The 26770-nt window shown below is 70.9% G+C and carries 20 protein-coding genes; 12 read left to right on the forward strand and 8 right to left on the reverse strand.

The genetic code is table 11. The features are described 5' to 3' along the window. Nucleotides 1-66 precede the first annotated feature (66 nt). Nucleotides 67-897, forward strand: a complete 831-nt coding sequence (locus ACFWYW_RS26970) for a ketose-bisphosphate aldolase (protein ID WP_379614407.1) — start codon at nucleotides 67-69, stop codon at nucleotides 895-897. Here ACFWYW_RS26970 and ACFWYW_RS26975 read toward each other — a convergent pair. Continuing rightward, nucleotides 881-1717 carry an alpha/beta fold hydrolase gene (locus ACFWYW_RS26975; protein WP_379614405.1) on the reverse strand — a complete coding sequence of 279 codons (837 nt, stop codon included), beginning with the start codon at nucleotides 1715-1717 and terminating at the stop codon, nucleotides 881-883. The two genes, ACFWYW_RS26970 and ACFWYW_RS26975, sit on opposite strands and share 17 nt — an antisense overlap. Before the next feature lie 133 nt (nucleotides 1718-1850). Here ACFWYW_RS26975 and ACFWYW_RS26980 point away from each other — a divergent pair, with 133 nt between their 5' ends. The 3 genes from ACFWYW_RS26980 (at nucleotide 1851) to ACFWYW_RS26990 (ending at nucleotide 7020) form a co-directional block, all read left to right on the forward strand. Continuing rightward, nucleotides 1851-3572, forward strand: coding sequence for a glycerol-3-phosphate dehydrogenase/oxidase (locus ACFWYW_RS26980; protein ID WP_379614403.1), 1722 nt, complete (start codon nucleotides 1851-1853; stop codon nucleotides 3570-3572). Beyond that, nucleotides 3569-4069: a DinB family protein gene (locus ACFWYW_RS26985; RefSeq protein ID WP_379614401.1), complete on the forward strand. Its 501-nt coding sequence runs from the start codon at nucleotides 3569-3571 to the stop codon at nucleotides 4067-4069. Before ACFWYW_RS26980 ends, ACFWYW_RS26985 begins: the two co-directional genes overlap by 4 nt. Before the next feature lie 86 nt (nucleotides 4070-4155). Beyond that, nucleotides 4156-7020, forward strand: a complete 2865-nt coding sequence (locus ACFWYW_RS26990) for a M36 family metallopeptidase (protein WP_379614399.1) — start codon at nucleotides 4156-4158, stop codon at nucleotides 7018-7020. Nucleotides 7021-7063: 43 nt separating this feature from the next. On the opposite strand, the gene ACFWYW_RS26995 is transcribed toward ACFWYW_RS26990, so the two are convergent. The 3 genes from ACFWYW_RS26995 to ACFWYW_RS27005 all read right to left on the reverse strand — a co-directional run bounded on the left by ACFWYW_RS26995 (nucleotide 7064) and on the right by ACFWYW_RS27005 (nucleotide 12635). After that, nucleotides 7064-8248 (reverse strand): AAA family ATPase, encoded by a 1185-nt coding sequence (locus tag ACFWYW_RS26995; protein WP_379614397.1) that lies wholly within the window; start codon nucleotides 8246-8248, stop codon nucleotides 7064-7066. A 65-nt stretch (nucleotides 8249-8313) separates the two neighbouring features. Next, on the reverse strand, nucleotides 8314-10407 hold the full coding sequence (locus tag ACFWYW_RS27000; protein ID WP_379614395.1) for a beta-propeller domain-containing protein: 2094 nt from the start codon (nucleotides 10405-10407) through the stop codon (nucleotides 8314-8316). A 32-nt stretch (nucleotides 10408-10439) separates the two neighbouring features. Then, a complete protein-coding gene (locus ACFWYW_RS27005) occupies nucleotides 10440-12635 on the reverse strand; it encodes a protein kinase (protein ID WP_379641090.1) in 2196 nt (731 codons plus the stop codon). 75 nt (nucleotides 12636-12710) lie between these two features. Between ACFWYW_RS27005 and ACFWYW_RS27010 the strand changes: the two genes are divergently transcribed. The 3 genes from ACFWYW_RS27010 to ACFWYW_RS27020 are packed head-to-tail and all read left to right on the forward strand — an operon-like array spanning nucleotide 12711 to nucleotide 16624. Beyond that, complete coding sequence (locus ACFWYW_RS27010; RefSeq protein WP_379614391.1) at nucleotides 12711-14201, forward strand: succinic semialdehyde dehydrogenase; 1491 nt, start codon at nucleotides 12711-12713, stop codon at nucleotides 14199-14201. After that, nucleotides 14198-15880 carry an FAD-dependent oxidoreductase gene (locus tag ACFWYW_RS27015; RefSeq protein WP_379614389.1) on the forward strand — a complete coding sequence of 561 codons (1683 nt, stop codon included), beginning with the start codon at nucleotides 14198-14200 and terminating at the stop codon, nucleotides 15878-15880. The genes ACFWYW_RS27010 and ACFWYW_RS27015 overlap by 4 nt, the downstream gene beginning before the upstream one ends. A gap of 6 nt (nucleotides 15881-15886) precedes the next feature. Continuing rightward, a complete protein-coding gene (locus ACFWYW_RS27020) occupies nucleotides 15887-16624 on the forward strand; it encodes an MBL fold metallo-hydrolase (RefSeq protein WP_379614387.1) in 738 nt (245 codons plus the stop codon). Here ACFWYW_RS27020 and ACFWYW_RS27025 read toward each other — a convergent pair. The 3 genes from ACFWYW_RS27025 to ACFWYW_RS27035 all read right to left on the reverse strand — a co-directional run bounded on the left by ACFWYW_RS27025 (nucleotide 16608) and on the right by ACFWYW_RS27035 (nucleotide 20450). Next, nucleotides 16608-18098, reverse strand: coding sequence for a DUF885 family protein (locus ACFWYW_RS27025; RefSeq protein ID WP_379614385.1), 1491 nt, complete (start codon nucleotides 18096-18098; stop codon nucleotides 16608-16610). The two genes, ACFWYW_RS27020 and ACFWYW_RS27025, sit on opposite strands and share 17 nt — an antisense overlap. A gap of 10 nt (nucleotides 18099-18108) precedes the next feature. Next, entirely contained in the window at nucleotides 18109-19362 is a 1254-nt protein-coding gene (locus ACFWYW_RS27030) for an MFS transporter (protein ID WP_379614383.1), read from the reverse strand. Between the two features lie 98 nt (nucleotides 19363-19460). Then, on the reverse strand, nucleotides 19461-20450 hold the full coding sequence (locus ACFWYW_RS27035; protein ID WP_379614381.1) for a LacI family DNA-binding transcriptional regulator: 990 nt from the start codon (nucleotides 20448-20450) through the stop codon (nucleotides 19461-19463). A 68-nt stretch (nucleotides 20451-20518) separates the two neighbouring features. Here ACFWYW_RS27035 and ACFWYW_RS27040 point away from each other — a divergent pair, with 68 nt between their 5' ends. Next, complete coding sequence (locus ACFWYW_RS27040) at nucleotides 20519-21217, forward strand: alpha/beta fold hydrolase (RefSeq protein ID WP_379614379.1); 699 nt, start codon at nucleotides 20519-20521, stop codon at nucleotides 21215-21217. 240 nt (nucleotides 21218-21457) lie between these two features. Here the strand turns inward: ACFWYW_RS27040 and ACFWYW_RS27045 are convergent, their stop codons facing one another. Continuing rightward, on the reverse strand, nucleotides 21458-22786 hold the full coding sequence (locus ACFWYW_RS27045; RefSeq protein WP_379614377.1) for a pyridoxal phosphate-dependent decarboxylase family protein: 1329 nt from the start codon (nucleotides 22784-22786) through the stop codon (nucleotides 21458-21460). A 91-nt stretch (nucleotides 22787-22877) separates the two neighbouring features. On the opposite strand from ACFWYW_RS27045, the gene ACFWYW_RS27050 reads away from it, so the two are divergent. The 4 genes from ACFWYW_RS27050 (at nucleotide 22878) to guaA (ending at nucleotide 26617) form a co-directional block, all read left to right on the forward strand. Continuing rightward, nucleotides 22878-23366 (forward strand): Lrp/AsnC family transcriptional regulator, encoded by a 489-nt coding sequence (locus ACFWYW_RS27050; protein ID WP_379614375.1) that lies wholly within the window; start codon nucleotides 22878-22880, stop codon nucleotides 23364-23366. Between the two features lie 11 nt (nucleotides 23367-23377). Then, nucleotides 23378-24118, forward strand: coding sequence for an N-acetyltransferase (locus tag ACFWYW_RS27055; protein ID WP_379614373.1), 741 nt, complete (start codon nucleotides 23378-23380; stop codon nucleotides 24116-24118). A gap of 39 nt (nucleotides 24119-24157) precedes the next feature. Continuing rightward, entirely contained in the window at nucleotides 24158-24988 is an 831-nt protein-coding gene (locus tag ACFWYW_RS27060; RefSeq protein WP_379614371.1) for an SDR family NAD(P)-dependent oxidoreductase, read from the forward strand. Between the two features lie 81 nt (nucleotides 24989-25069). Next, a complete protein-coding gene (gene guaA, locus ACFWYW_RS27065; RefSeq protein ID WP_379614369.1) occupies nucleotides 25070-26617 on the forward strand; it encodes a glutamine-hydrolyzing GMP synthase in 1548 nt (515 codons plus the stop codon). The last annotated feature ends 153 nt before the right edge of the window (nucleotides 26618-26770 follow it).

Consider the following 26770-nt stretch of genomic DNA (forward strand, 5'->3'; position numbering starts at 1 on the left):
CGCCCCGCACGACCCAGCAAACGGCCCCGGTTCCTGCCGGGACATCCCGATCTGAAGGAGCCCGTCATGCCCCTCGCCGGAATCGGCGACATCATCGCCAGCTCCCCCGCCGGCGTCGGCGCGTTCAACGTGATCCAGCTGGAGCACGCCACCGCCATCGTGGCCGGCGCCGAGGCCCTGGGCCTGCCGGTGGTCCTGCAGATCAGCGAGAACTGCGTCCGCTACCACGGCGCCCTCGCGCCCATCGCCCGCGCCTCGCTGGCCGTGGCCGAGCTGGCCAAGGTGCCGGTGGCCGTTCACCTGGACCATGCCACGCGGCGTGACCTGGTGGAGGAGGCGGTGGAGCTGGGGATCGGGTCGGTGATGTTCGACGCCTCGGCGCTGCCCGACGAGGAGAACGTGCGGGTCACGGCCGAGGTGGCGGCGTACTGCCATGAGCGGGGTGTCTGGGTGGAGGCCGAGCTCGGCGAGGTCGGTGGCAAGGACGGCGTGCACGCGCCCGGCGCGCGCACCAAGCCGCACGAGGCGGTCGACTACGTGGCCCGTACCGGCGTGGACGCCCTGGCCGTCGCGGTCGGCAGCTCGCACGCCATGACCACGAAGGACGCCGTCCTCGACCTGGGCCTGATCGCCGAGCTGCGCGCGGCGGTGCCGGTCCCGCTGGTGCTGCACGGCTCGTCGGGCGTGCCCGACGAGACCCTGAGCGCGGCGGTACGGCAGGGCATGAAGAAGATCAACATAGCCACGCACCTCAACAAGGCGTTCACCGGCGCGGTCCGCGACTACCTGGCCGGCGACGAGAAGGTGGTCGACTCCCGCAAGTACCTCAAGGCCGGCCGCGAGGCGGTGGCCCGCGAGGTGACGCACCTGCTGAGGGTGCTCACGACTCCCGCATGAACCGGAGGAACTCCTGAGGGTCGTCCAGCCAGGGGAAATGCCCGGCGCCTGGCTGGACGGCCATGACCCCGCGCGGGAACAACCTGGCCAGCTCCCGCACGACCTCGGGCATGGCTCCCATGTCGTACTCACCGGCCAATAGGCGCACCGGCCCCTCGAAGTCGCCCAGGGCGGCCCGCGTGGACGGCGGGTCGAAGGCGTCCTGGCCGTAGACGCGCGCGGCCTCGTCGTTGCGCAGCGCGTCCTCGGCGGCGACGCGGGCACGGGCGGCCTCGTCCCAGCGTCCCCAGGAGAACGGCGCGATGGCCGGCCAGTCGCCGGGCCCGCCGCGGCCTTCGGTGATGTTCACCAGCGCGGCATAGGCGCCGGCGAACCAGGGCTCGTCCCTCCTGAGCATGGCGAACTCGCGCCGCCGCGCCCCCGACGGCATCAATCCGACCGCGTACACGCTGGGCGTGACCAGCGTCAGCGATCGGACGCGCTCGGGGTGGCGGGCGGTGTAGAGGACCGCGAGGTTGGCGCCGGCGGAGTGCGCGAGCAGGTCGAGCCGCTCCAGGCCGAGGTCGCGGCGCAGGGCCTCCACGTCGGGGACGAGCCGGTCACAACGGTAGGTGGAGGTGTCCTCCGGTACTGCGGAGCCGCCGGTGCCGCGCAGATCGAGCATGACCAGGCGCCGCTCCTCCGACAGTCCGCCCAGGTCGCCGAGATAGCCGGAGGCGGACATGGGCCCGCCCGGCAGGCAGACCAGCGGCTCGCCGCGGCCGAGCTCGTGGCGGGCCAGGGTGGTTCCGTCGTCGGCGGTGAAGGTGGTGGCGGTCATGGCCGACAAGCCTGGAGGAACCAGGTCACGAACGAGGCGGCGCCGTACAGCACGGAGAAGGAGGGAATGTCGAAAAGGGGGAATAGGGTCGGGGAGGGACAGCCGACGGCGAGGACGAGCGGCAGGGGGACAGATGTCGGGTAAGGGCGCACTCGGGCCGGATGACCGGACGGCGGCGCTTGCGGCCATGGGGGAGCGCGAGCTCGATCTCGTCGTGGTCGGCGGCGGGGTCGTGGGCGCCGGCGTGGCGCTCGACGCGATCACACGCGGGCTGCGGGTCGGCGTGGTGGAGGCCAGGGACTTCGCGTCCGGCACCTCCTCGCGCTCGTCGAAGCTGATCCACGGCGGCCTGCGCTACCTGGAGCAGCTCAACTTCGAACTGGTCCGCGAGGCACTGCAGGAGCGGGCGCTGTTGCTGCAGCGGATCGCGCCGCACCTGGTACGGCCGGTGCCGTTCCTGTTCCCGATGACGCACTTCGGGTGGGAACGGCCCTACGTGGGCGCCGGCGTGGCCCTGTACGACACGCTCGGCCTCGCCTCCGGCCAGAACAGGGGCGTACCGGGCCACCGGCACCTGTCGCGCAGCCGCGCGCTGCGCCTGGCGCCGGCGCTGAAGAAGTCCTCGTTCACCGGCGCCGTGCAGTACTGGGACGCGCAGGTCGACGACGCGCGCTACGTGATGACGCTGCTGCGCACGGCCGCCTCCTACGGCGCGCACGTGGCCCAGCGCGCCCAGGTGGTCGGCTTCCTGCGGGAGGGCGAGCGCGTCACCGGGGTCCGGGTACGCGACCTGGAGAGCGGGGCCGAGCTGGACGTACGCGCCCAGCAGGTGGTCAACGCCACCGGCGTCTGGACCGACGACATCCAGGAACTCGTCGGCGGACGCGGCCAGATCCACGTACGCGCCTCCAAGGGCATCCACCTGGTCGTCCCCAGGGACCGCATCCACTCGCGCACCGGCATCATCCTGCGCACGGAGAAGTCGGTGCTCTTCGTCATCCCGTGGGGCCGCCACTGGATCATCGGCACCACCGACACCGAGTGGACGCTCGACAAGGCGCACCCGGCCGCCTCCCGCGTGGACATCGACTACCTGCTCGACCACGTCAACGCGGTGCTGTCGGTGCCGCTGACGCGCGACGACGTGGAGGGCGTCTACGCGGGGCTGCGCCCGCTGCTGTCGGGCGAGTCGGAGGAGACCTCCAAACTGTCGCGCGAGCACGTCGTCGCCCACCCGGTGCCGGGACTGGTGATGATCGCCGGGGGCAAGTACACGACCTACCGGGTGATGGCCAAGGACGCCGTCGACGCCGTGGCGCACGGCCTCGACCAGCGGGTGCCGCGCTCGTGCACCGACCGCATCCCGCTCGTGGGCGCCGAGGGCTACCAGGCGCTCTGGAACGGCCGCCAGCGCCTGGCCGCCGAGTCCGGCCTGCACGTGGCCAGGATCGAGCACCTGCTCCAGCGGTACGGCTCGCTCATCCACGAGGTCCTGGCCCTGATCGAAGCCGACCCGTCGCTGGGCGGCCCGCTCAACGGCGCCGACGACTACCTGCGCGCCGAGATCGTCTACGCCGCCACCCACGAGGGCGCCAGGCATCTCAACGACGTGCTGACCAGGCGTACCCACATCTCGATCGAGACCTTCCACCGCGGCCTGGCCGTCGCGCACGAGGCGGCAGAACTGCTCGCCGGGCCGCTCGGCTGGGACGACGAGCAGGTCAAGCGCGAGGTGGAGTACTACACCAAGCGGGTCGAGGCCGAGCGCCTGTCGCAGGAGCAGGACTCCGACCAGGCGGCCGACGCCATCCGGCTGGGCGCGCCGGAGATCGTCCCGGTCCCGGAGCGGTCATGAGCGAACCGTCCCAGCGGCTGTCCGACCCGCGCGAGCTCTTCCTGGGCTACCTCGACTGGTACCGCGAGGTGGTGCTGCGCAAGCTCGACGGCCTGCCCCAGGAGGAGCTGCGCGGCAGCCGCCTGCCTTCTGGGTGGTCGCCGCTGGAGATGGTCAAGCATCTGGCGTACATGGAGCGGCGCTGGATCCGGTGGGGCTTCTGCGGCGAGCCGGTCGAGGACCCGTGGGGCGACCACGAGGACGGCCGCTGGGCGCTGGCGCCGGAGGACACCCTGGAGAGCCTGCGCGCCTTCCTCCTCGAACAGGGCGAGCACACCCGGCGCGCCGTATCGTCCGCCGACCTGGTACGGCAGGCGCCGCCCGGACCCCGGTTCCGGGAGGGCGCGCCGCCTCCGGCGCTGAGCTGGATTCTTTTCCACGTGCTGCAGGAGTACGCGCGCCACGCGGGGCATCTGGACGTCGTTCGGGAGCTGGCCGACGGCGTGGTGGGTGAGTAAGTATTCGCATTACGTAGGTCCTACGTATAGGCGTCGCCCCTGATCGTGATCGATGTTGGCTGTTGATCCCGATCAGGAGGACCTTCATGCGACGACGCATCCCGGTACTCGCCTTACTCGCCGGCGCCCTTGCCTTATCCGGCGCGGGCGTCGCCTCCGGTGAACAGGCCCAGCAGGCCCCGCCGGCGACGCCCGCCGTACACGGCGACGACCACGGCAAGCCGGACATCGACAACAGGAAGGGCGAGGTCAGCCCGCCCGCACAGGCCAGGAGAAGCGGCAAGGAGACCGTCCGCTGGAACGCTCTTGGCACCGCCTCCGTGGTCACGGCCGACACGCCGCTGGCCGAGGGGCTCTCGTCCGATCCGGAGCAGGCGGCCCGCGCCTATCTGGCGGCCAACCCGCAGCTCTTCGGCGAGGCTCTCGGCTCGCTGGAGAAGGTGGCGATCAACCCCATCGGCTCCGGCTTCGCCGTCATGCTGCGGCAGAAGTTCGGCGACCTGCCCGCAGGAGCGGACGGGATGGTCGTGGTCGGCGTCCAGGGCGGCAAGGCCGTCTACGCCTCCTCCTCGCTGTCACGCTCCACGGCCGTGCCTCCCGCGGCCGCGATCACCGAGCAGCGGGCGCTGGAGATCGCCGCCCAGGACGCCGAGATCGACCTGGCCTCGGCGACGACCAAGCAGGTCACCGCGGTGGCGGTGCCCGCGGGCGAGAACGTGCACAGGGCGTTCCAGGTCGTGCTCATCGGCAAGGACGTCGGGTACACGACCCACGTCGACGCCGTCAGCGGCACGATCCTGCTGCGCGAGAACCTGGCCGACCAGTTCGACCCGGAGTGGTCGGTGTTCCCGGCCAACCCGCCGTCCGACTACTCCTCGACCGACAACCGCCAGCGCTGGTGCGCCACCCCCGGTCCCGGCTGCGCCCTCGTGGTCGGCGGCGACCCGGCCACCGGCAAGGCGTGGGACGTGGACCACGCGACGGACACGCCCACGAACACCAGCCTCGGCAACGCGGCCCGCACGTTCGAGAACCGCGCCAGCGGCGACCCGTTCACGGTCGGCACCCGCAGCAACGTCCTGACGCCGAGCCGCAAGTACGTCTACCCGTGGACGAACGCCTGGTACAAGGCGTCGTGCAACCCGGCCGTGCTCGACCAGCCGGGCGAGGCCGACCTCGAGGCGGCGATCTCGAACCTGGGCGCGATGCACAACCGCATGCACGACTGGTCCTACCGGCTCGGCTTCACCGAGACCGCGTGGAACATGCAGGTCAGCAACGGCGACCGCGGCGGCCTCGGCGGCGACCCCGAGCAGGGCAACGCCCAGGCGGGCGCGAAGGTCCTGAGCGTGCGCGACAACGCCAACCAGATCACCGGTCCCGACGGGGTCGCGCCGATCACGAACATGTACATGTGGCAGCCGATCGCCGGCTCCTTCTACTCGCCGTGTGTCGACGGTGACTACGACATGTCGGTCATCGGGCACGAGTACACGCACGCCATCTCCAACCGCATGGTCGCCGGCCCCAACGCCGGCCTCAGCGGCGCGCAGGCGGGTGCGATGGGCGAGAGCATGTCCGACCTGTTCGCGATGGAGTACCTCTACGAGAACGGCTTCCGCCCGCGCGGCAACACCCCGTACGTCACCGGCGGTTACGCCACCGGCGACGCCGAGCGCGGCATCCGCAACTACGACATGTCCAAGTCGGACCTGAACTACAGCAACATCGCCTACGACCTGGTCGGCCAGCAGGTTCACGCCGACGGCGAGATCTGGTCCTCGACCCAGTTCGACGTCCGCAAGGCCTTCCTCAAGAGGTACGGCGACGCCTCCACCCGCGTCCAGCGCGACTGCGCCGAAGGCCGCAGGGCCATCGACAAGTGCCCGGGCAACCGCCGCTGGATCCAGCTCCACTTCGACGCGTTCCTGCTCACGGCCGTCGGCACGCTCAGCTACGTCGACATGCGCGACGCGATGCTGGCCGCCGACCGGCTGCGCTTCGACGGCAAGAACCAGGACATCATGTGGAACGCCTTCGCCGAGCACGGCCTCGGTGACGGCGCCACCAGCAACGGCACCGCCGACCCCGACCCGGTGCCCAGCTTCGTCTCCCCGCACGCCAAGAACGCCACGTTCACGCTGAAGCCGGTCGGCGAGGCGAAGGACGCGGCGGTCCGCCTGTACGTGGGCGACTACGAGGGCCGCGTGGTGCCGGTGGCCGACACCGACCCGGCCACCGCGATCGACGAGACCTTCCAGATCGTGCCCGGCAAGTACGACTTCGTGGCGGTCGCGCCGGGCTTCGGCCACAAGCGCTTCTCGCTGCCGGTACTGCCCGGTCTGAAGCTGCCGCTGCCGTTGCCGCTCAGCCGTAACCACGCCTCCGCCGCGGCGGGCGCGACGGCTTCCGGCGACGGCGTCAACCAGGCCAAGCTCATCGACGAGACGGAGGCCACGAACTGGGCCTCGCTGACCGGCCCCGTGGCCGGCAAGAACGTCATCGTCGACCTGGCCGGGACCGAGCCGGTGCGCGTGGGCCGGGTCCAGGTCAGCGCCATGCTCCGGCCGAACATCGGCGACCCGGCCGACCCGGGCACGCAGAACCGCTTCTCGGCGCTGCGCTCGTTCGAGATCCTGGCGTGCGACGCCTCCACCGGGGCCGACTGCGCCAACCCGGCGAGCTTCCGCAAGGTCTACACCAGCCCGTCCGACGCGTTCCAGACGGCCAGGCCCCGCCCGCGCGGCGCCGACCTGCTGATCGAGTCGTTCCGGGTGCGGTCGTCGAAGGCCACCCACCTCATCCTGCGTACGGTGTCCAGCCAGTGCACCGGCAACCCGGTCTACGCCGGTGAGCAGGACCAGGACCCCAACTCCGCCACCGACTGCACCACCGCCAGCCCGCTGGCCGGCCAGATCAGGGCCGCCGAACTGCAGGCGTTCACGCACTAGGAAACAGCATGACCCTGGCCCCGCCGCACGCCGTGCGGCGGGGCTAGCCGCTGCTTCCCGGCAGTTGCCTGCGCGAGGTCAGGCCGAGTTTGCGCAGCGCGTTGGCCACGTGCACCTCGACGGTCCTGGGCGACAGGAAGAGGCTCTCGGCGATCTCCCGGTTGGTCAGCCCCTGGGCGGCCAGGCCGATCACCTGCTCCTCGCGCGGCGACACGGCGCCCTTCGCCTCGGCCGGCGCCTCCACCCTGCGGTGCAGCCTGCGCCGGATGCCGGGCGTGATCGAGTCGTAGACCGCCTGTCTGGTCAGGGGCTGGCGCAGGCCGTACCGGCCGGGGGCGGGCTGGTGGAGCAGGCCGCGCCGTACCGCCTCGGCGAGGCCGCGCTCGCTCTGCTCGGGCGGGAGGCCGGCGATGGCGGCGAGCGACCGCTCGCTCGCCGGCTCGTCGAGCACCGCGGCCGCCTGCACGATGCGCCGCGCCGCGACCGGCAGCGCCTCGATCTTCAGCAGTACGGCGTCGCGCAACGCCGGCGGTGTCCCGGAGCTCCGGCCTTCGGCCAGCATGCGGGCCAGTTCCTCGATCGCGAACGGCACCCCGAGCGTCAGCGGCCACAGATCCGGCGGGTCGGGCAGCAGATGCTTGGCCAGCAGCGCGGTCTCCTCGGCGTCCAGCGGCGCGAGGGACAGCTGGGAGTGCCGGATGTGCGGCGGCAGGTGCGAGCGGAACGCGGCGACGGGGAAGGTGGCGTCCTCCGGGCGGAAGGTCAGCAGGAGGTTGGCCTCGGCGGGCAGGCAGCGGGTGAGGAAGGCCAGCAGTTCGCGGCTGTCGGGATCGATCCAGTGCACGTCCTCGACGACCAGCGTGATCGGCTGGAGCGCCTCGATCAGCGACAGCACGGCCCGGAACAAACGATGCCGCTCGACCTGCGGGTCCTGGACAGGAGGCGGGTCGAGCGGCAGGAGGTGGGAGAACTCCGGTAACAGGGGGCGTAACGCCCCGGTGACCGGGTTGAGGCCGGGCGGGAGTTCGGCGTCGCGCAGGGCTTCCACGATCGGGCCGAACGGGAAGCGCATGGGGTGGCAGTTGCCGACCAGCAGGGGGCTGGACAGTTCGTGGAGCAGGCGCGTCTTGCCCACGCCCGCCTCGCCGTCGATCAGGACGACCGCGGGTGGGCGGGCGAGAACGGCCGACACCTGGTCGAGTTCTCGCTCTCGTCCCACGAAAGGCATCCGCACCCCCAACATCACGGTGTCAGTGGATTTTTCACCATTAGTTGGGGACTGTCCAGATCCGTTTACGTCACCGGGATCCACGCCTTCTCGGCGAGCGTGGCGGCGTCGTTGACCTGGACGCCTTCGTAGGAGACGGTCCAGAGCTCGTCGCCGATCACCATCGCCCGCTGGATGCCGGGCTGGTAGGAGTACTCCTTCTGCGTCTGCTTCGGGTGCTTGACCATGCCGAGCTTGCTGACGCCGCTCTGGTCCACCTTCATCACCATGGCGCCGGTGGTGTTGTCCTTGTAGCCGGACAGCGGGATCACCGTCAGGCCGGTCTTCGGCCAGTACAGGAAGGCGTGCGGGTCCCACTCGGCCTCGGAGCCGGAGTCCTTCTGGAACATCTGCGACAGGCGGCGCGGGCTCGCCGGGTCGCTGACGTCGAACAACGACAACTGGGTGCCCAGCGTGCGGCCCTTGTCGCTGGCCTCCTGGCCGACGCCGATGAGCCGGCCGTCGCCCGCCGGGTGCAGGTAGGCGGAGTAGCCGGTGATCTTCAGCTCGCCGGTCACGCGCGGGGCGGCCGGGTCGCGCAGGTCCAGGGTGTAGAGCGGGTCGACCTGGCGGAAGGTGACCACGTAGCCGACCGGGCCGATGAAGCGCACCGAGTAGATGCGCTCGCCCTTGCCCAGGCCGCCGACCTCGCCGACCTTGGCCAGGGTGTCGGCCTTGAGCACGTAGACGCTGCTGGAGCTGGTCTTCTGGTCGGACTGCGTGGTGGCCACGCGCAGGTTGCCCTCGAACTCCGACAGCGAGTACTGGTTCAGCAGGCGGCCGGGCACCTTGCCGGAGGATACGTACCTCGGCGCGCCGGCCTGGCCGACGTCGAAGCGGTGGAGCTCGGTCTCCTCGGGCGGGATCACCGGGGTGGGCCGGGCCGGCTCGGTGGGGTCTACTGGCGGCGCGTCGCTCGGGGTGGCGCTGGGAGTGGCGATGGCGGTCGGGGTGGGCGTGGTCGTGGGGGTGGGCTCGGTCGGGGAGGGCTCCTCGGCGGGCGCCTGGGCGGTCGAGGCGGTGTCCGGGGTGGTGGAGGCGGTGCCCGGGGAGGCGGCCGGGGTGGGTGGCGGCTCGACCGGGGTGTCCTCCAGCATCACCGGCCCGCTCGGCCACCACCAGCGCGGGTTGCTCGCCACGTACAGCGACTGGCCGGTGCCGTAGACGGTGTCGCCGTCGGCGGCCAGGCTGATCGGGTCGGTCCCGGCGGCCGTCACGCCCTGGGCCAGGTCGAGGCTGTGCACGGTCAGCAGCGAGGTGCCGGTGTAGTCGGCCGGGTGGCTGACCCGCTCGCAGGCCACCGAGTCCTTCTTGACCGTGCCGTTCTCGTCGGTGATCTCGATCTTGGGCAGCCAGGCTTCGACGGGGGCCTGCCGTACGACCTCTTGGTTGATCTTCTTGAGCTGTTCCTCGCCGATGCGGTCCTTCGGCTGCGGGAACTTGATGTCCGGCTGGCTGCGGGTCACGATGCGGACCGTCGAGCCGACCATGCGGGCGTCCACGTGCTCACCCTGGGGGCGTACGGTGCTGAGCACCTTGGGCTTGCCGGACAGGTCGACCAGGATGTACGCGGTCTGCATCTGGGGGGCGAAGCTCTTTTCCAGCATCGCCATGCCGCCGCGGTAGATCACCAGCACGCGGTCGCCGGAGATGAGCAGGTCGCCGCTCATGAAGCCGCCCGGCTGGTCCTGCTTGACCAGTTCGAGCTCGGCGGTCACCTTCTTGGTCGCGGTGTCGATCACGCGCAGCTTGCCGTTCGTGACCGTGAAGACGCGGTTGCCGTCGGTCTTGACCAGGTCGGGCTCGTCCACGCCGGCCTCGTGCACGTTCGTCGTGGAGTGCTCGGGCGTGGCCTTCGCCGTCATGGCGGTGTCCGACTGCACCATCTCGCGCGCGCCGAACGGCTGGATCCCCGGGCCGAACCCCCACGGGCCGACGTTCTCCGCCGCCTTCTGGCGCAGCCCGGCGAGCATGTCGTCGCAGCTGGAGTAGGCGACCAGGCGCACGTCCTTGCTCAGGTCCAGCGGCGCCGGCTCCGGCGTCTGGGCGGTGGAGGTGCAGGCGGCGGTGGCCGTCGCCAGGGCGGCGACGGTCAGTGCCGTGCGGATCAGCGTCTTCATGTCCTCCATGACGGATGACCGGGCGAAGCGGTTCAGGAGCCTCGTGTCGGATTGATGGTGAAACTCGGGCTGAACTCCACGTCGTCGGAGACGTCCAGCAGCTTGCGGCTGAGTTTGCCGTCGAAGCCGACCACCTGGATCTCGTCGCGCGGCGCGTCGTCCTGCTCCCAGCAGAACAGGTTCGTGTTGTCGTACCAGCCGAGCACCTTGTCGCAGGCGGAGGTGAACCTGCGTACCTGCTTGCCGGTGTCCGCGTTCCACAGGCAGTGGTCACCGTCGTCGCCGCCCGGGCAGTTGGTGACGAACGTGCCGCCGTCGGGGGAGAAGACGTCCTGCGTGCCCGAGGGCAGCTCGCCCACCCCGGCGAAGTCGCGCACGGCCTTGCCCGAAGGGCCGAAGAGGCGCAGCCCGGCGTCCTTGCCGTAGACGGCGATCACGCCCTTCTCCTGGGCGTCCCATCCGTAGCCGGACTCGCGGACCTGCGCGTCGCTGACCTTGCTCATGCGGGCCTTGCCGCTCGCCACGTCGACGATCGCGAAGCCGAGGTAGATCCAGTCGCCGCCGATCTTCTTCTCAAGGTTGAGCAGGATCCGCTTGCTGTCCTTCGACCAGCTCGCGATGCTGCTGATCTCGGGGCGGCGCACGGTCTTGACCGTGGTCCTGCCACCGCCGGCCCGGTCGGTGATCACGATGTAGTCGTAGCCGTCGGAGGTGTAGTTCTGGCCCCGGCTGGCCATCATCGTGCCGTCGGGCGACAGCAGGGTCTCCTCGTTGTCGCCGTACTTCTGGAATCTGCCGTCGAGGCCGTCCCTGGCGTAGTCGACCCAGTTCTTCGCGCCCTTGTCGTAGATCTCGTAGGAGGTCAGCGTGATCGGGTCGGTGGTGCTCTCGTACAGGTAGAGGCTGGCGCCGGGCAGCTTCGCCCGCTTGATCTCGGCGGGGGGCGTGCTCTTGGTGCTCGGGCGCTTCTTGGCGCTCGGCGTCGGTGACGGCGAGGACGCGGTCGTCCCGCCCTGACTCCACGGTACGGCCAGCGCCACGCCCCCCAGAAGCAGGAGCGCCACGCCGATGGAGATCCCGATGAGCAGCGGCGCCCGCCGCTTCCGCCTGGACTCGTTGGTCGGCGCCGCCCCCCAGTGCGGCGGCCCGCCCATGCCCGGGGCGCCCATGCCCGGGGAGCCCATGCCCGGCCCGCCCATGCTCGGGGCGCCCATGTTCTGGGCGGCCTGGCCCGGCGCCGACTGGCTCGGCGCCGCCCAGCTCTGTCCGGGACTTCCCGGCCCGGTGGCGAAAGGCCCCTGGCTTCCGGAACCCTGGCTGCCGTGACCCTGGCTTCCTGGACCCGTCGGGTAGGGCGGCTGCTGGGGGTGGATGGTGGCCGCCGCCGCGCCCTGCGCCAGCATGCCACCGGCCGACGGCACCGGATGTTGCAGCAGCCGCATCATGACCTGCTCGGCGGTGGGCCGCAGCGCGGGGTCCTTCTGCAGGCAGGCGCCCACCACCTCACGCAGTGCCCCGTCCAGCGCCCCGAGGTCGGGCGGCTGGTTGAGCACCCGGTTGATGACCGCAGGCATCGTGTCGTTGCCGAACGGCGGCCGGCCCGTGGCGGCGTAGACCATCGTCGCGCCCCACGCGAACAGGTCGGCGGAAGGCCCGACGGGCTGCCCCATGAACTGCTCGGGCGGCATGTACGACGGCGTCCCCACCGCCATGCTGGTCAGGGTCGAGGTGGCGTTCAACGCGCGGGCGATGCCGAAGTCGATCACCCGCGGCCCGTCCGAGCCGATGATGACGTTGGCCGGTTTGAAGTCGCGGTGGACGATCCCGGCCTGGTGGATGGCGGCAAGCGCGGTGGCGGTGCCGATGGCCAGGCGGTGCAGCGCCGACCCGGCGCGCGGTCCCTGCTCCTGGACGATCCGGTGCAGCGACGGCCCGTCGATGAACTCGCTGACGATGTAGGGCCGCTCGTTCTCGACGCCCTTGGCCAGGACCGTGGCGGTGCAGAAGGGGGCGACCTGCTCGGCGACCTGCACCTCGCGCATGAACCGCTCGATGCTGACGGAGTCGCCGGCCAGCTCGGAGCGTAACCACTTGACGGCCACGTGCGTGCCGGCCGGGTCGTTGGCGAGGTAGACGACACCCTGCCCGCCCTCGCCCAACCGGCCCAGCAACCGGTACGGTCCCAACCCTTCTGGGTCCCCTGGTCTGAGCGGCGAGAAAGACGGCATGATTCGAATTCTGGCCTCATATGGGGATGGACGACAAAACTACCGGCCAGTAGCTATCCGGAATATCATTCGGTCATGCATGTGACCCGGCAGATCACCGCCCCTTTCACCGGCGAGCAGATCGCCGAACTTCCCATCTCCGACGGCGACCACGTACGCGCCGCCTACGAGAAGGCGAGGCAGGCGCAGACGGCGTGGGCCGCGCTGCCGGTCGCCGAGCGCGCCCGCCCGTTCCTGCGCCTGCACGACGAGATACTCAACCGCCGCGACGAGATCCTCGACATCGTCCAGAACGAGACGGGCAAGGCCAGGAAGCACGCGTTCGAGGAGGTCCTCGACGTGGCCGGCTGCGCGCTGCACTACGCCCGCCGCGCCGCCCGCCTGCTGGCGCCCAAGAGCCGCAAGGGCATCTTCCCCGTGGCCACCCAGGTCACCGAGCTGCGCCAGCCCAAGGGCGTCGTCGCCCTGATCACCCCGTGGAACTACCCGCTCTCGCTGGGCGTGACCGACGCCGTCCCGGCGCTGCTGGCCGGCAACGCGCTCGTCCACAAGCCCGACACCCAGACCGCGCTGTCCACGCTGTGGACCGTCGACCTGCTGGCCGAGCTCGGCATGCCGCGCGAGATCTGGCAGATCGTGCTCGGCGAGCCGGCCGACATCGGCGACGCGTTGCTCGACGGCGCCGACTACGTGGCGTTCACCGGCTCCACCCGCGGTGGCCGCAAGATCGCCGAGGAGGCGGCCAAGCGGCTCATCGGCTGCTCGCTGGAGCTCGGCGGCAAGAACCCCATGATCGTGCTCGACGACGCCGACCTCGACGTGGCCGCGCACGGCGCGGTCCGCGCCTGCTTCACCAACGCGGGCCAGCTCTGCCTGTCGATCGAACGCCTCTACGTGCACGAGTCGCGCTTCGACGACTTCGCCGGGCGCTTCGCCAAGCAGACCAAGAACCTCAAGCTCGGCGCCGGCTTCGACTGGTCGGTCCAAATGGGCTCGCTCACCTCCCGCCGCCAGCTCGACACGGTCAGCGCGCACGTGGACGACGCGATCGTCAAGGGCGCGACCCTCCTTGCCGGCGGCAGGGCCCGTCCCGACCTGGGCCCGTTCTTCTACGAGCCGACCATCCTCACCGGCGTCAGCGAGAAGATGGAGCTGTGCGCCAACGAGACCTTCGGCCCCGTCGTCGCCCTCTACCCGTTCACGAGTGACGAGCACGCCGTGGCCCTGGCCAACGACACCGTCTACGGGCTCAACGCCTCCGTCTGGACCCGCGACCTGGCCAGGGGCCGATCGGTCGCCGCCCGGCTGAAGGCCGGCACGGTCAACATCAACGAGGGCTACGCCTCCGCGTACGCCTCCTACGACGCGCCCATGGGCGGCATGAAGACCTCCGGCCTCGGCCGCAGGCACGGCGCCGAGGGCCTGCTGCGCTACACCGAGGCGCAGACCGTGGCCTCCCAGAGCACGCTGCTGGGCTTCGAGGCGCCCTTCGGCCTCGGCAACGACACCTGGGCCGAGATCATGGCCACCGCGCTCAAGACCATGCGGAGGCTGCGGCTCAAATGAGCGACTTCGACGTCCTGGTCATCGGCTCCGGCTTCGGCGGCAGCGTCTCGGCGCTGCGGCTCACCGAGAAGGGCTACACGGTCGGCGTGCTGGAGGCGGGCCGCCGCTTCACCGCCGCCACGCTGCCCAAGACCTCCTGGCGGGTACGCGACTTCCTGTGGGCGCCGTGGCTCGGGCTCAAGGGCATCCAGCGCATCCACCTACTCGGCGGCGACCGGGGCAACCGCGTGATGGTGCTGGCCGGGGCGGGGGTGGGCGGCGGTTCGCTGGTCTACGCCAACACCCTCTACGAGCCGCTCGGCCCTTTCTTCGCCGACGCGCAGTGGGCCGGCATCACCGACTGGAAGGCCGAGCTCGCGCCCCACTACGACCAGGCCAAGCGGATGCTCGGCGTCGTCGTCAACCCGACCACGACCCGCGCCGACGAGATCATGAAGAAGGTCGCCGCCCGGATGGGCGTGGCCGACACCTTCCATCTCGCCCCCGTCGGCGTCTACTTCGGCGAGGACGGCGTCGACCCCTATTTCGGCGGCGCCGGCCCCGCGCGCAACGGCTGCGTGGAGTGCGGCGAGTGCATGACCGGCTGCCGCCACGGCGCCAAGAACATGCTCACCGAGAACTACCTCCACCTCGCCGAGAAGGCCGGGGCCCGGGTCTACCCGGAGTGCACGGTCACCTCCGTCCGTCCGCGCCCCTCCGGCGGTTACGTGGTGGAGGTCCGCAAGACGGGTTCCGTACGGCTCCGCCGTACCTTCACCGCCCGGCAGGTGATCTTCGCAGCCGGTACCTATGGCACCCAGCGGTTGCTTCACAAGCTGCGCGACAACGGCGCGCTGCCCCGGATCTCCGCCCGGCTCGGTGTGCTGACCAGGACGAACTCCGAGGCGCTGCTCGGCTTCGAACGCCTGGCCGCGCACGGCGAGAAGCTCAACGGCGGCGTGGCCATCACCTCCTCGATCCACCCCGACGCCGAGACGCACATCGAGCCGGTGCGCTACGGCAACGGTTCCAACGCCATGGCGCTGCTGCGCACGCTGCTCGTGGACGGCGGCCAGAACCGGTGGCGGGTCTTCGGCCGTGAGCTGGCCGCGCAGCCGCTCAAGGCGCTGCGCCTGCTCAACCTGCGGCGCTGGTCGGAGCGGAGCCTCATCGCCCTGGTCATGCAGGCCAAGGACAACTCGATCTCGGTGACCCGCACCCGCTGGGGGCTGCGCGCCGCGCCGGGACACGGCGAGCCGAACCCCACGTGGATCCCCGCGGGCCACGACGCGGTACGCCACGCGGCCGAGGAGATCGGCGGCCTGCCCGGCGGCTCCTGGCTGGACCTGTTCGACATCCCGGCCACCGCGCACTTCCTGGGCGGCTGCGCGATCGGCGCCTCTGCCGAGCACGGTGTGATCGACGCCTACCACCGCCTGTACGGCCACGAGGGGCTGCACGTGATCGACGGCTCCGCGATCTCCGCCAACCCGGGCGTCAACCCGTCGCTGACCATCACCGCCCAGGCCGAGCGGGCGATCGCGCTCTGGCCGAACGCCGGTGAGCCGGACGCCAGGCCGCCTTTGGGCGCGCCGTACACGCGGCTGGAGCCCGTCGCGCCGCGCGCTCCCGCGGTGCCCGCCACCGCCCCGGCCGCGCTACGCCTGTACGGAATATCCAGGCGGCCCGGCATGTCGTAACGCGGTATGCGGATCCAATACGTGGGCGGCCCGACCGCCATTCTGGAGCTCGGCGGGCTGCGCCTGCTGACCGATCCGACCTTCGACCCGCCCGGCCACTATCCCGTCGGTAGCGGGCTGACCAAGACCGACGGTCCCGGCGTGGCGGTCTCGGAGATCGGCGCGATCGACGCCGTCCTGCTCTCCCACGATCAGCATCCCGACAATCTCGACACCTCCGGACGCGAGCTGCTCGCGTCGGCGCCGCTCGTGCTGTCCACGCCGAGCGCCGCCACGCGGATCGCCGCCCAGGCGCTGCCCAACTGGAGCGAGGTGGAGCTGGGGCCGCTGACGATCACCGGCGTGCCCGCCCAGCACGGGCCCGACGGCACCGAGCACCTGGTCGGCGAGGTCACCGGGTTCGTACTCAGGGGCGACGGCCTGCCCACCGTCTACGTCAGCGGCGACAACGCCTCACTCGACGTCGTACGAGAGATCGCCGGGCGGATCGGCGAGGTGGACGTGGCGGTGCTGTTCGCCGGGGCCGCGCGCACCCCGCTCATCCCCGACGCCGACCTCACCCTCGGCAGCCGCGACGCCGCCGAGGCCGCCCGCATCCTGGGCGCGAAGCACGTGGTGCCGCTGCACTTCGAGCACTGGGCGCACTTCTCGCAGGGGCGGGCGACGCTGGCCGGGGCGTTCGCTGACGTGGACGGCGTGCAAGTGCTCGCCCCCGGAGAGTGGGCCGTCACAGGATCGTCTTGAGCAGCCCCAGCGGCGGCGAACCGAGGTCGAGCATGGCCTTGTGGAAGCGCTGCAGCGTGAAGGCCGGGCCCCACTCCTTGCGCGCCTGCTCGCGCAGGTCGAGGATGAGCAGCTTGCCCCACGTGTAGCGGCCGTAGGTGGGATCGAAGGACGCGCGGCGGGCCTCCGACAGCGCGGCGGGCCCGGACAGGTGGGTGTCGGCGGCGAAGCGGCGGGCACCCTCCTCCACCGTCATCTGCCCGGTGTGCACGCCGATCGCGCAGGCCAGCCGGGTCACCCGTACCAGAGCCTCCAGCCAGACGCCGATCTCGAAGCGCGGGTCACCGGCCTCGAAACCCTCCTCGACGCAGACCTCCTCGACGTAGTGGGCCCAGCCCTCGGCGAACGCCATCGACTGCAGCAGCCTGCGCACGTCGCCCTTCGCATGACGCAGCGCCCGGCCGTGGGAGAAGTGGCCGGACGCGACCTCGTGCACGTTGATCGCGGGCAGCGTGGTGTGGCTGAACACCTCCAGCCACTCCTCCTGCTCCTCGACCGGCCACGCGGCGTCGGGCGGGGTGATGTAGTACCAGCTCGGCCCCTCGGGCTCGCCGGGGGAGTTCCAGCACATCATCGCCATCGCCCAGCGGCGCGACTCGGGCGCGAGGCCGACCAGGCACTCGCCGTCGTGGTAGGGCACGAGGTCCTTCTCGCGGGTGAACGCGATGGCCTTCTCGGTGCCGATCCTGGCGGCCTCGATGACGCCGTCGGCGCCGGGGTGCTGCCTGACCAGCTCGCGGGCGACGTCCAGCGGCCTGCCGTTCCCGCCCAGCTTGGCGACGGCCTCGGCCAGCAGCGTGTGGAGGCGGTCGCGCTCGGCGTCGGCGCGCTCGGCCAGCCGTCCCAGGTCGACGTCGATGCCCTCGGTGCTGCCCATCAGCCGGGCCAGCGCGGGCCCGCCCAGCGAGGCGTCGGGGTCGCCGACGGCGGCGGCACGCTCGACGTGCGCGACCAGCAGCCGGTGGGCGTCGAGCGCGGCCGCGTCGGTGACGCCCGCGGCCAGGCCCTTGACCGCTCCGGCCAGCGCGGTGGCGACCGGGGCGCTGACCTGGTCGAGCGCGGCGATCGCGCCATGAACCGCCGCCGGCCACTCCGCCAGGTGAGCGGCCCTGGCGGCGGCGCGTTCCGCCTCCGGGGCGTAGTCGCGGTCGTAGCAGGCCAGGTCGAGGTTGGACAGGTGCGGCAGCGGGTTGCGGCGATGGAGCTCAAGCTCGCCGAACTGCACGCGCAGCCCGGTCTCGAAGACCGCGAGGTGTTCGGCGTCGTAGGGGTCGTCGGGCGGCGTGCCCTCGCCCAGGCGGGCCAGGCCGGACCGGACGCCCTCGGGGGAGAGGTCCTGAATCCGGCCGTCGTACTCGTGCCTGCCGCCCATCTCGCGGGCCTCGGCCATGATCAGATCGGTGACAGCGCGGAGCCGGGGATCGAGTTCGGTCATGAACTCGACGCTAACGCACACCCTTGATCTTCAGTACGGCCAGCGAGGCGATCAGCGAGACCACGATCCCGACCAGGAAGAGCGTGGTGTAGCCGCCCATGGTCACCAGGAAGGCGGCGAGGGCGGGGGCGGCGATCTGCGGGCCGGCGTTGGCGATGTTGAGCACGCCCATGTCCTTGCCGACCTCTTCCTTGTTCGGCAGCACCTTGGTCACCAAGGCCATGTCCACGGCCATGAAGATGCCGAAGGCGACGCCGTGCAGGACGTTGTAGACGAGCATGCCCTCGAAGGACGGCATGAGCAGCGGGATGCCCAGCGTGATCGCCGAGGCCAGGCCGGCGATCAGCGCGAACATCCGGAACCGCGCCACCTTGTCCGACAGCGGGCCGATCAGCACCACCGCCAGGAACGTCGCGACCTGGCCGACGAGCATGAGCATGCCCATCTTGGAGACGACCTCGGTCTTCGGGATCTTGATGAAGTCCTCGAGCAGGAAGAGGTTGAAGGTGAAGATCATCATGTAGCCGAGCATGATCCCGAAGCGCCCGACGAACGCCCACAGGAAGTCCCGGTGGCGCAGCGGCCGCACGAACGCCGCGACGAACTCACCCAGGTTGAACGGCTGGCGCGGCAGTTCCGTCGACGAGCGGTCGGGGCTGGCCAGCACGATGAGCAGGGCCGCGGCGACCAGAACCCCCATGACCACGTAGTACGCGCCGCCGTCGGCCAGTTGCGGCATGCTCATGAACATCAGGGCGGCGGCGATCGTGGCCACCGGCGTGCCGAGGCCGAACAACGCGGAGAAGGTGCCGTAGCGGCGGGCCGGGACCCGGTCGGGCAGGATCGCGGTGATCGCGGCCTGGTAGCCGTTCATGATGAGCTGCACGCCGGCCCAGCTGATGCCGAGCATGAGCACGCTGGCCGCGTTGGCCTGCAGCAGCAGCGCGAGGACGCCGATCGCGACGCAGCCGAGGATCCAGGGGGAGCGGCGGCCGAACCGGGAGCGGGTCCGGTCGGAGATCTGGCCGAAGATGGGGTTGGCGATGGTGGCCATGAGCGGGCCGATCGAGTTGGCCAGCCCGAGCGCGGCCACGTCGTTGGTTCCCGTGATCAGCTGGACGTGGCGGGGCAGCAGGAACGCGCCCACTCCGATCCAGAGGAACATGACCGCGACGTTGGCGAGGGGGAGCGTGAGATAGAGCGGGCCGAGACGGAATCCGCGATCCTCATCTGCCGTGGGGGCTTTGCCCTGAACATGGGTCATCGACCAGGACCTTTCCAGCTGTGGTGATACGTATCACCGACGATTGCTCTGGACTGTAGGTCGCCGGTCCCCGCGTGACAAGACGCGCGGCCAAGTTGTTACGAGCTGGATCTGACGATCAGGCGGGGGCCGTAGATGCTGATGACCGTCCCGGGCTCCGCGGTGCGGTCGCCGCGGACCAGCTCATCGATGTAGGCGGCCATTCCGGCCGGGGTCGCCGTGGTGTCGAAGTGGACGCTCGTCAGGCGGGGGCGTACCAGGGAGGCGAGCAGCAGATCGTCCGCGCCGACGATCGCCACGTCCTCCGGGACCCGCACGCCGGCGTCCTGCAGCGCGCTCATCAGCAGCAGCGCGTACTCGTCGTTGTAGGCGAAGATCCCGTCGGGCAGGTCGTGCCTGGTGGCGACCGCGCGGGCGGCCTCCTCGGTGAAGGCCAGGTCGATGCGCTCGGCGCCGGGCGCCACCTGGCGTACGCCGCGCAGGCGGCCCATGCCCATGAGGTCGACGCCCTCCTCGCGGGGGACGATCGCGGCCAGCCGACCGCGTCCGCGTTCGGCCAGGTGGCGGGCGGCGCAGGCGCCCACCGCCTCGTGGTCCATGACCACCGCGGGCACCAGCGGGGACGGGCCGTCGGCGAAGCCGATCACGGTCCGCGTGCCCGAGGCGCGCAGCAGGTCCACCGAGGCCTTGGTGAGCCGGTCGGCCTCGACGATGACCGCCGTCGGGCGCAGCCCGGCCCACACCTTGGCCGCCGGGACGCCCTTGAGGTGGCGCTCGCCGTACTGGACGAGGGTGTAGCCGCGCGGCCGGAGCTCCTCGCCGAGGTCGTCGAGCAGATCGCGGACGAGCCCGCCCGTGCGGGCGGGGGACAGCGGGACCAGCACGATGCCGCTGCGGCCGGTGCGCAGGGTGCGGGCGCTGGCGTCGGGCACGTACCCGAGCCGGGCGGCGGCGTCGCGCACACGCTGCCTGGTCTCCTCGCTCACCCTGGCGTTGGGGTTGTCGTTGAGCACGTAGGAGACGGTGGCCTGCGAGACGCCGGCGGCCCTGGCCACGTCCACGCTGGTCGGCGGTCGGTTTGCGGTCACACTCTTGTCCCGTCCATCGGTCGGATGCTATCAAGCGCTTATACGTATAACTATCCGGCGAGGCGAGTATGAAGCTGCACACGCGCGAATGGGGCACCGGCGACCGGGTCGCCCTGTTGATCCATGGCATCATGGCCGACTCCCGGTGCTGGTGGCGAGTCGGGCCAGCGCTGGCCGAGCGCGGGTACCGGGTCGTCGCCGTCGACCTGCCCGGCCACGGCGCCAGCCCCAGGGCCGAGCACTACACGCCCGAGTCGCTGGCCGCCGCCGTCCTGGAATCGGCCCCTCTCCGGCCCGCGCTCGCCATCGGCCACTCGCTCGGCGGCCTCACGCTCGGCGCCGCCGTCGACCGCCTCATGCCCGGCCGGGCGATCTACTCCGACCCCGCCTTCCGGCTGCCCGTGCTGGAGGGCGGCATCCCGATGACCGACCTGATGGCACAGGCGTCCAACGCGACGGCCGAGGAGATCGCGGCCACGCACCCGGGCTTCTCGGTCGAGGAGGTGTCCGTCGAGGTCGAGATGCTCAAGGGCTGGGACCCGCAGACGGCACTGTCCTTGAGCGGGCTCGCCGGTACGGACTTCACGCCTGGGCCGGTGGTGCCGTCGCTGGTGCAGGTGGCTGATCCGTCGTTTTTGGTGTCACCGGAGTTCCAGGAGGAGCTGGTGGGGAAGGGATTCGAGGTGAGGGTGGTCAAGGGCGCCGAACACACGATCCACCGGCACCTGTTCGAGGACTTCTTGACGGGGTTGGACGGCTGGCTCTGAAACTCCCGGCAGCGCGGAACCCGGAGCCCGCGCTGCCGGGCCCCGCTCCGCCATCCGCACCGCGTCGTATCTCCCGGGGCCGCACGGTCTCAGCCTCCGCCACCCGCCCACCCCGCTCCCACCGCGCCGCACTTCCCGGGCCGCACGGTCTTTCGGGGAGTCGCCCTCACGTGGCCCTTCCCGTCGCCGGCTCGGTTTGTGGTCCCGCTCCCGTGGGTCTCACCCCGCTTCGGCTGCCGCTTAGTCCTGCGCGTTGGGTGGGGTTAGGCGGGTGATCTCGTCCAAGAGGTGTTCCAGGTGGCTGTCGTCGGTGGCCGGGTTCATGACGGTGACGCGGAGGTGGCGGATGCCGTTCAGGATGGTTGAGGTCAGGTAGAAGGTGCCGTCGGCCATCATGCGTTCGCGGATCTCGGCCGGGTCGGCCGTGCCGTACCGGAAGCAGACGATGTTGCTTTCCGGCTCGTACGGCAGGGCGAACCCCGGTCGGCGGCGAGCCAGCTCCCAGAAGCGGTGGGCGGTGGCGTAGCGGCCGGCCACGAAGTCGCCGAGGCCGCGCTCGCCCCGCCAGGCGAGGTTCAGGAAGATCTTGAGGCCGAGCTCGGCCTTGGTGCACTCGACGGTCCTGCCGATCAGGTCGAAGCCCTGGTCGCCGTAGAAGATGTAGCTGGCGTCCTGCTGGAAGGCGGCGTCCAGGGCGCCTTCGCGGCGGACCAGGACGGCGGCGGCCAGGGAGGACGTGCGGAGCATTTTGTGGGCGTCCCAGATGAGGGAGTCGGCCAGTTCGACGCCGTCGAGCAGGTGGCGGTGAGCGGGGCTGAGGAGGGCGGAGGCGCCGTGGGCGCCGTCCACGTGGAACCAGATGTCCCGGTCGCGGCACCATTGTCCGACCGCGCGCAGGTCGTCGTGCAGGCCGGTGCTGGTGGCGCAGGCGGACGCCACCAGTGCGATCGGCCGTTGTCCGGATATTTCGGGGAATCGCCCTACGGCCAGGCGGCCCAACTCGTCGGTCGGGAGCTCCACCACCGCCTTCTGGCCCATGCCCATGATCGAGGCGGCCCGCGAGACCGAGTAGTGCGCCGACGGCGGAGCCAGGATCACCAGGTCGGCGGGGGTACCGTTCGCCCACGCCTCGGGTGCGGCGTGCGCGCGGGCGGCCAGCAGGGCGGTGAGGTTGGCCAGTGAGCCTCCGTGGGTCAGCACGCCGGCGCCGCGCGGGAAGCCGGCCTTCTCCAGCATCCACCGGATCACCTCGAACTCCACCGTGGCCGCCGCCGCGCCCATCTCGTAGATGGCCATGGGGTTGTTCGTGGCGCCGTGGATGAAATCGGCCAGCGCGGCGGGAAAGTCGGGAGAGGCGACCTGATGGGCGAGATAGGCGGGGTGGTGGAGTCGTGTCCCCTCGCTCAGGAAGGCGTGAAGGAAGTCCTGGTACGTCTCCGTGCTCAGCCCGCCCTCCCGGATGAGCTCGGCCAGGCGGAGCTTCCCGGCGATCTCCGCCGGCGGCCGCTGCCGGACCACGGGCACCTGGCCGCGCTGGCTCTCCTCGACGTAGGCGGCGAGTTCACTCACGGTGACGGCGGCAGCTTTGGTAAAAGCCTCAACATCCCACATAACTCGAAATATCCGCGCTCAGCTGGACGTGTGGCTAGATTTACCGAATATGAGGGACCAATCGGGGCATGTGGCCGAACTCGATTCGATCGACCTGGCCATTCTGGCCGAGTTGCAGAACGACGCTCGGCTGCCCAACAAGGACCTGGCCGAAAAGCTCGGCGTGGCACCCTCCACAGCCCTGGAGCGGGTACGCGCGCTGCGCCGCCGTGGCGTGATCACCGCCTTCCGCGCCGACGTCGACATCGCCCGCCTCGGCCGCCCGCTTGAGGCCCTGCTGGCGCTGCGCGTACGCCCGCACACCGCCCAGCTCGCCGACCCGCTGCGCCGGTTCGTCCTGAGCCTGCCGGAGACCATCACGCTGTTCAACGTCGCCGGCCCCGAGGACTTCCTCGTGCACGTGGCGGTCGCCGACGCCACCAGCCTGCACCGGCTCGTCCTGGAGAAGTTCCTGGTCCGGCCGGAGATCGTGCACCTGCAGACCACCTTGATCTTCAAGACCGAAAAACAGGCGGTGCAACGGCCCTCCGAACTGTGAGAATGTCCGCCATGTCCCTCCGGATCACCACGCTGGCCGAGCGTCCCGAGTTCGCCGAGTCGTTGTGGGACATGGACACGGCCTGGCCGGAGTTCATGTTCAACGACCCGATCGCGGACCTCTTCTACGCGGTCGCCACCACCCACTACGCCGAGTACATCCTGGTCGCCGACGACTCCGACGAGCCCGGCCGGATGGTGGCGCGCGGCTGCATGATCCCGTTCAACTCCCGCGACGGCGAACTGCCCGAGGACGGCTGGGACGCGGTCATCAGGCGCGGCTGGCTGACCAGGGACAGGGGCACGAAGCCCGACGCCGTCTCCGCCCTGGAGATCACGATCAGGAAGGACCTGCTCGGCGCCGGGCTGTCCCGTCACATGGTCGCCGCGATGCGCGAGCGGGCCGCGCGCCTGGGCTACTCCGAACTGCTCGCGCCGGTCAGACCCAGCCAGAAGCACCTGGAACCGCGCACCCCCGCCACCGAGTACGCCTTCCGCACCCGCGAGGACGGCCTGCCGTACGACGCCTGGCTGCGCGTGCACGTCCGCGCCGGCGCGACGGTGGAGAAGGTCGCCCACCGCTCGATGACGATCTCCGGCACGCTCGGCGAGTGGCGGGAGTGGACCGGCCTGCCGTTCGACGCCGAAGGCCCGGTCGAGGTGCCGGGGGCGCTCGTTCCGGTGCACTGCGATGTCACCCACGATCACGCGGTTTACGTCGAACCGAACATCTGGGTGCGCCATTCGCTCTGATAACGTTCTTGGTGCCAAGCGAGCGCTCGGGAGGCTGGCGTGCGGGAACTCTCCGGCAAGGTCGCAGTGGTCACCGGCGCGGCGAGCGGCATCGGCCGCGCCCTCGCGGTCCGCCTGGCCGAAGAGGGCATGAGCCTGATGCTCGCCGACGTCGACCCGGGCGGGCTGGCCGAGACCGCCGCGCTGGCCGGGCGCGGCAGGGTGCTCACGCAGATCACCGACGTCTCCGACGACGCCGCCGTCCAGCACCTGGCCGCGCGCACGTTCGGCGAACTCGGCGCCGTCCACGTGCTGTGCAACAACGCCGGCGTCTTCCAGGGCGGCCACATCTGGAACCGCACCACCGAGGACTTCGCCTGGCTCCTGGGCGTGAACCTCTGGGGAGTGCTCCACGGCATCCAGGCCTTCGTCCCCCGCATGATCGAACAGGACACCGAAGGCCACATCGTCAACACCGTCTCGGTGGCGGGGTTGTTCGCCGCGCCGTACACGGCGGGCTATGCCGTCAGCAAGTACGCGGCGTTCGCCGCGTCGCAGACCCTCGCCCAGGACCTCGCGATCACCGGCTCCAAGCTGAAGGTGACCGCGCTGTGCCCCGGCGCGGTGCGCACCCAGATCAACACCTCCGAGCGGGTACGGCCCGCCGACCTCCTCGTCGGCCGCACCCGCGACGACTACGCCGCCCAGGGCATCATCGACGCCATCATGGAGCGGGGCATCGACCCCGCGGACGTGGCCAGGCAGGTGGTCGAGGCGATCCGCGAGGAGCGTTTCCTCCTGCTGACGCACCCCGAGTACGCCAAGGGGCTGCGTGACCAGCTCGAAGCCCTGCTCGACGGCGCCCTTCCGCCGCTGCCCGGCTACGAGTGACCGCCGCGCCGTCCGCAGCGGGGCGGGGTGTGGGGGCCGATACACTGGGTGTACCGCATTCGCTGTTGGAGGGTCTGTCTCGTGTCTGAGTTCGACACTGTGCTCGTGGTCGACTTCGGTGCGCAGTATGCGCAGCTCATCGCCCGCCGCGTGCGCGAATGCCACGTCTACTCGGAAATCGTCCCCTCGTCGATGCCTGTCGAGGAGATGCTGGCCAAGAAGCCCAAGGCGATCATCCTGTCGGGCGGGCCTTCTTCGGTCTATGCCGACGGGGCGCCGGCCGTACCGGATGGGCTGTTTGAGACGGGTGTGCCGACGTTCGGCATTTGCTATGGCTTCCAGGCGATGGCACGTTCCCTCGGCGGCGACGTCGCCCGCACGGGCGTGGCCGAATACGGCGGCACCGCGCTCGACGTGCTCAGGGAGGGCGTGCTCTTCGCGGGCCTGCCCGACAAGCAGAAGGTGTGGATGTCCCACGGCGACAGCGTGGCCGCCGCGCCCGCCGGTTTCGTGGTGACCGCCTCGACGTCCGAGACCCCCGTCGCCGCGTTCGAGGACACCCTCCGCGGCCTGTACGGCGTGCAGTTCCACCCCGAGGTCCTCCACTCCGAGCACGGGCAGGCGGTGCTCAAGCACTTCCTCGACGCGGCCGGATGCCGTCCGAGCTGGACCATGCTCAACATCGTCGAAGACGCCGTCGAAGCGGTACGCCAGCAGGTCGGCGAGGGCCGCGCCATCTGCGCGCTGTCCGGCGGCGTCGACTCCGCCGTGGCGGCCGCCATCGTGCAGCGCGCCATCGGCGACCGGCTGACCTGCGTCTTCGTTGACCACGGCCTGCTGCGCAAGGGCGAGGCCGAGCAGGTGGAACGCGACTTCGTGGCCGTCACCGGGGTGAAGCTGCGCGTGGTGGACGCCGCCGACCGCTTCCTGAAGGCGCTGGACGGCGTGACCGACCCGGAGGAGAAGCGCAAGATCATCGGCCGCGAGTTCATCCGCGTTTTCGAGGACGAGCAGCGGGCCATCATGGCGGACGGTCCCGTTGACTTCCTGGTGCAGGGGACGCTGTACCCGGACGTGGTCGAGTCGGGCGGCGGCACCGGCACCGCCAACATCAAGTCGCACCACAACGTCGGCGGGCTCCCCGACGACCTGCAGTTCCAGCTCGTGGAGCCGCTGCGGACCCTGTTCAAGGACGAGGTACGGCGGGCGGGCGAAGAGCTCGGACTGCCGTCGGCGATGGTGTGGCGGCAGCCGTTCCCGGGGCCCGGGCTGGGGATCCGGATCATCGGGGCGGTGACCAAGGAGCGGCTGGACCTTCTGCGCGAGGCCGACGCGATCGCCCGCGAAGAGCTGTCGCGGGCCGGGCTGGATCGGGAGATCTGGCAGTGCCCGGTGGTGCTGCTGGCCGACGTACGGTCGGTGGGGGTGCAGGGGGACGGGCGCACCTACGGCCACCCGGTGGTGCTGCGACCGGTCACCTCCGAGGACGCGATGACCGCGGACTGGGCCAAGGTGCCTTACGACGTGCTGTCGCGTATTTCTACCCGGATCACGAACGAGGTCCGCGAGGTCAACCGGGTGGTGGTCGACGTGACCAGCAAGCCCCCGGGCACCATCGAGTGGGAGTAGGGGCCAAAAGCGAGGTGCTCGCGTAGCTCGCGCGCTTGTCCAAAAGCATGGTGCTCGCGTGGCTCGCGCGTCTGGTCAAGGGCAAGGTGCTCGCTGCGCTCGCGCGTCTTCCTGAGGCCCCACCCGTTGCCCAGTTGGGGTGTTGACCGGCTG

It is taken from the genome of Nonomuraea sp. NPDC059023 (assembly GCF_042740095.1).
Taxonomy (GTDB): domain Bacteria; phylum Actinomycetota; class Actinomycetes; order Streptosporangiales; family Streptosporangiaceae; genus Nonomuraea.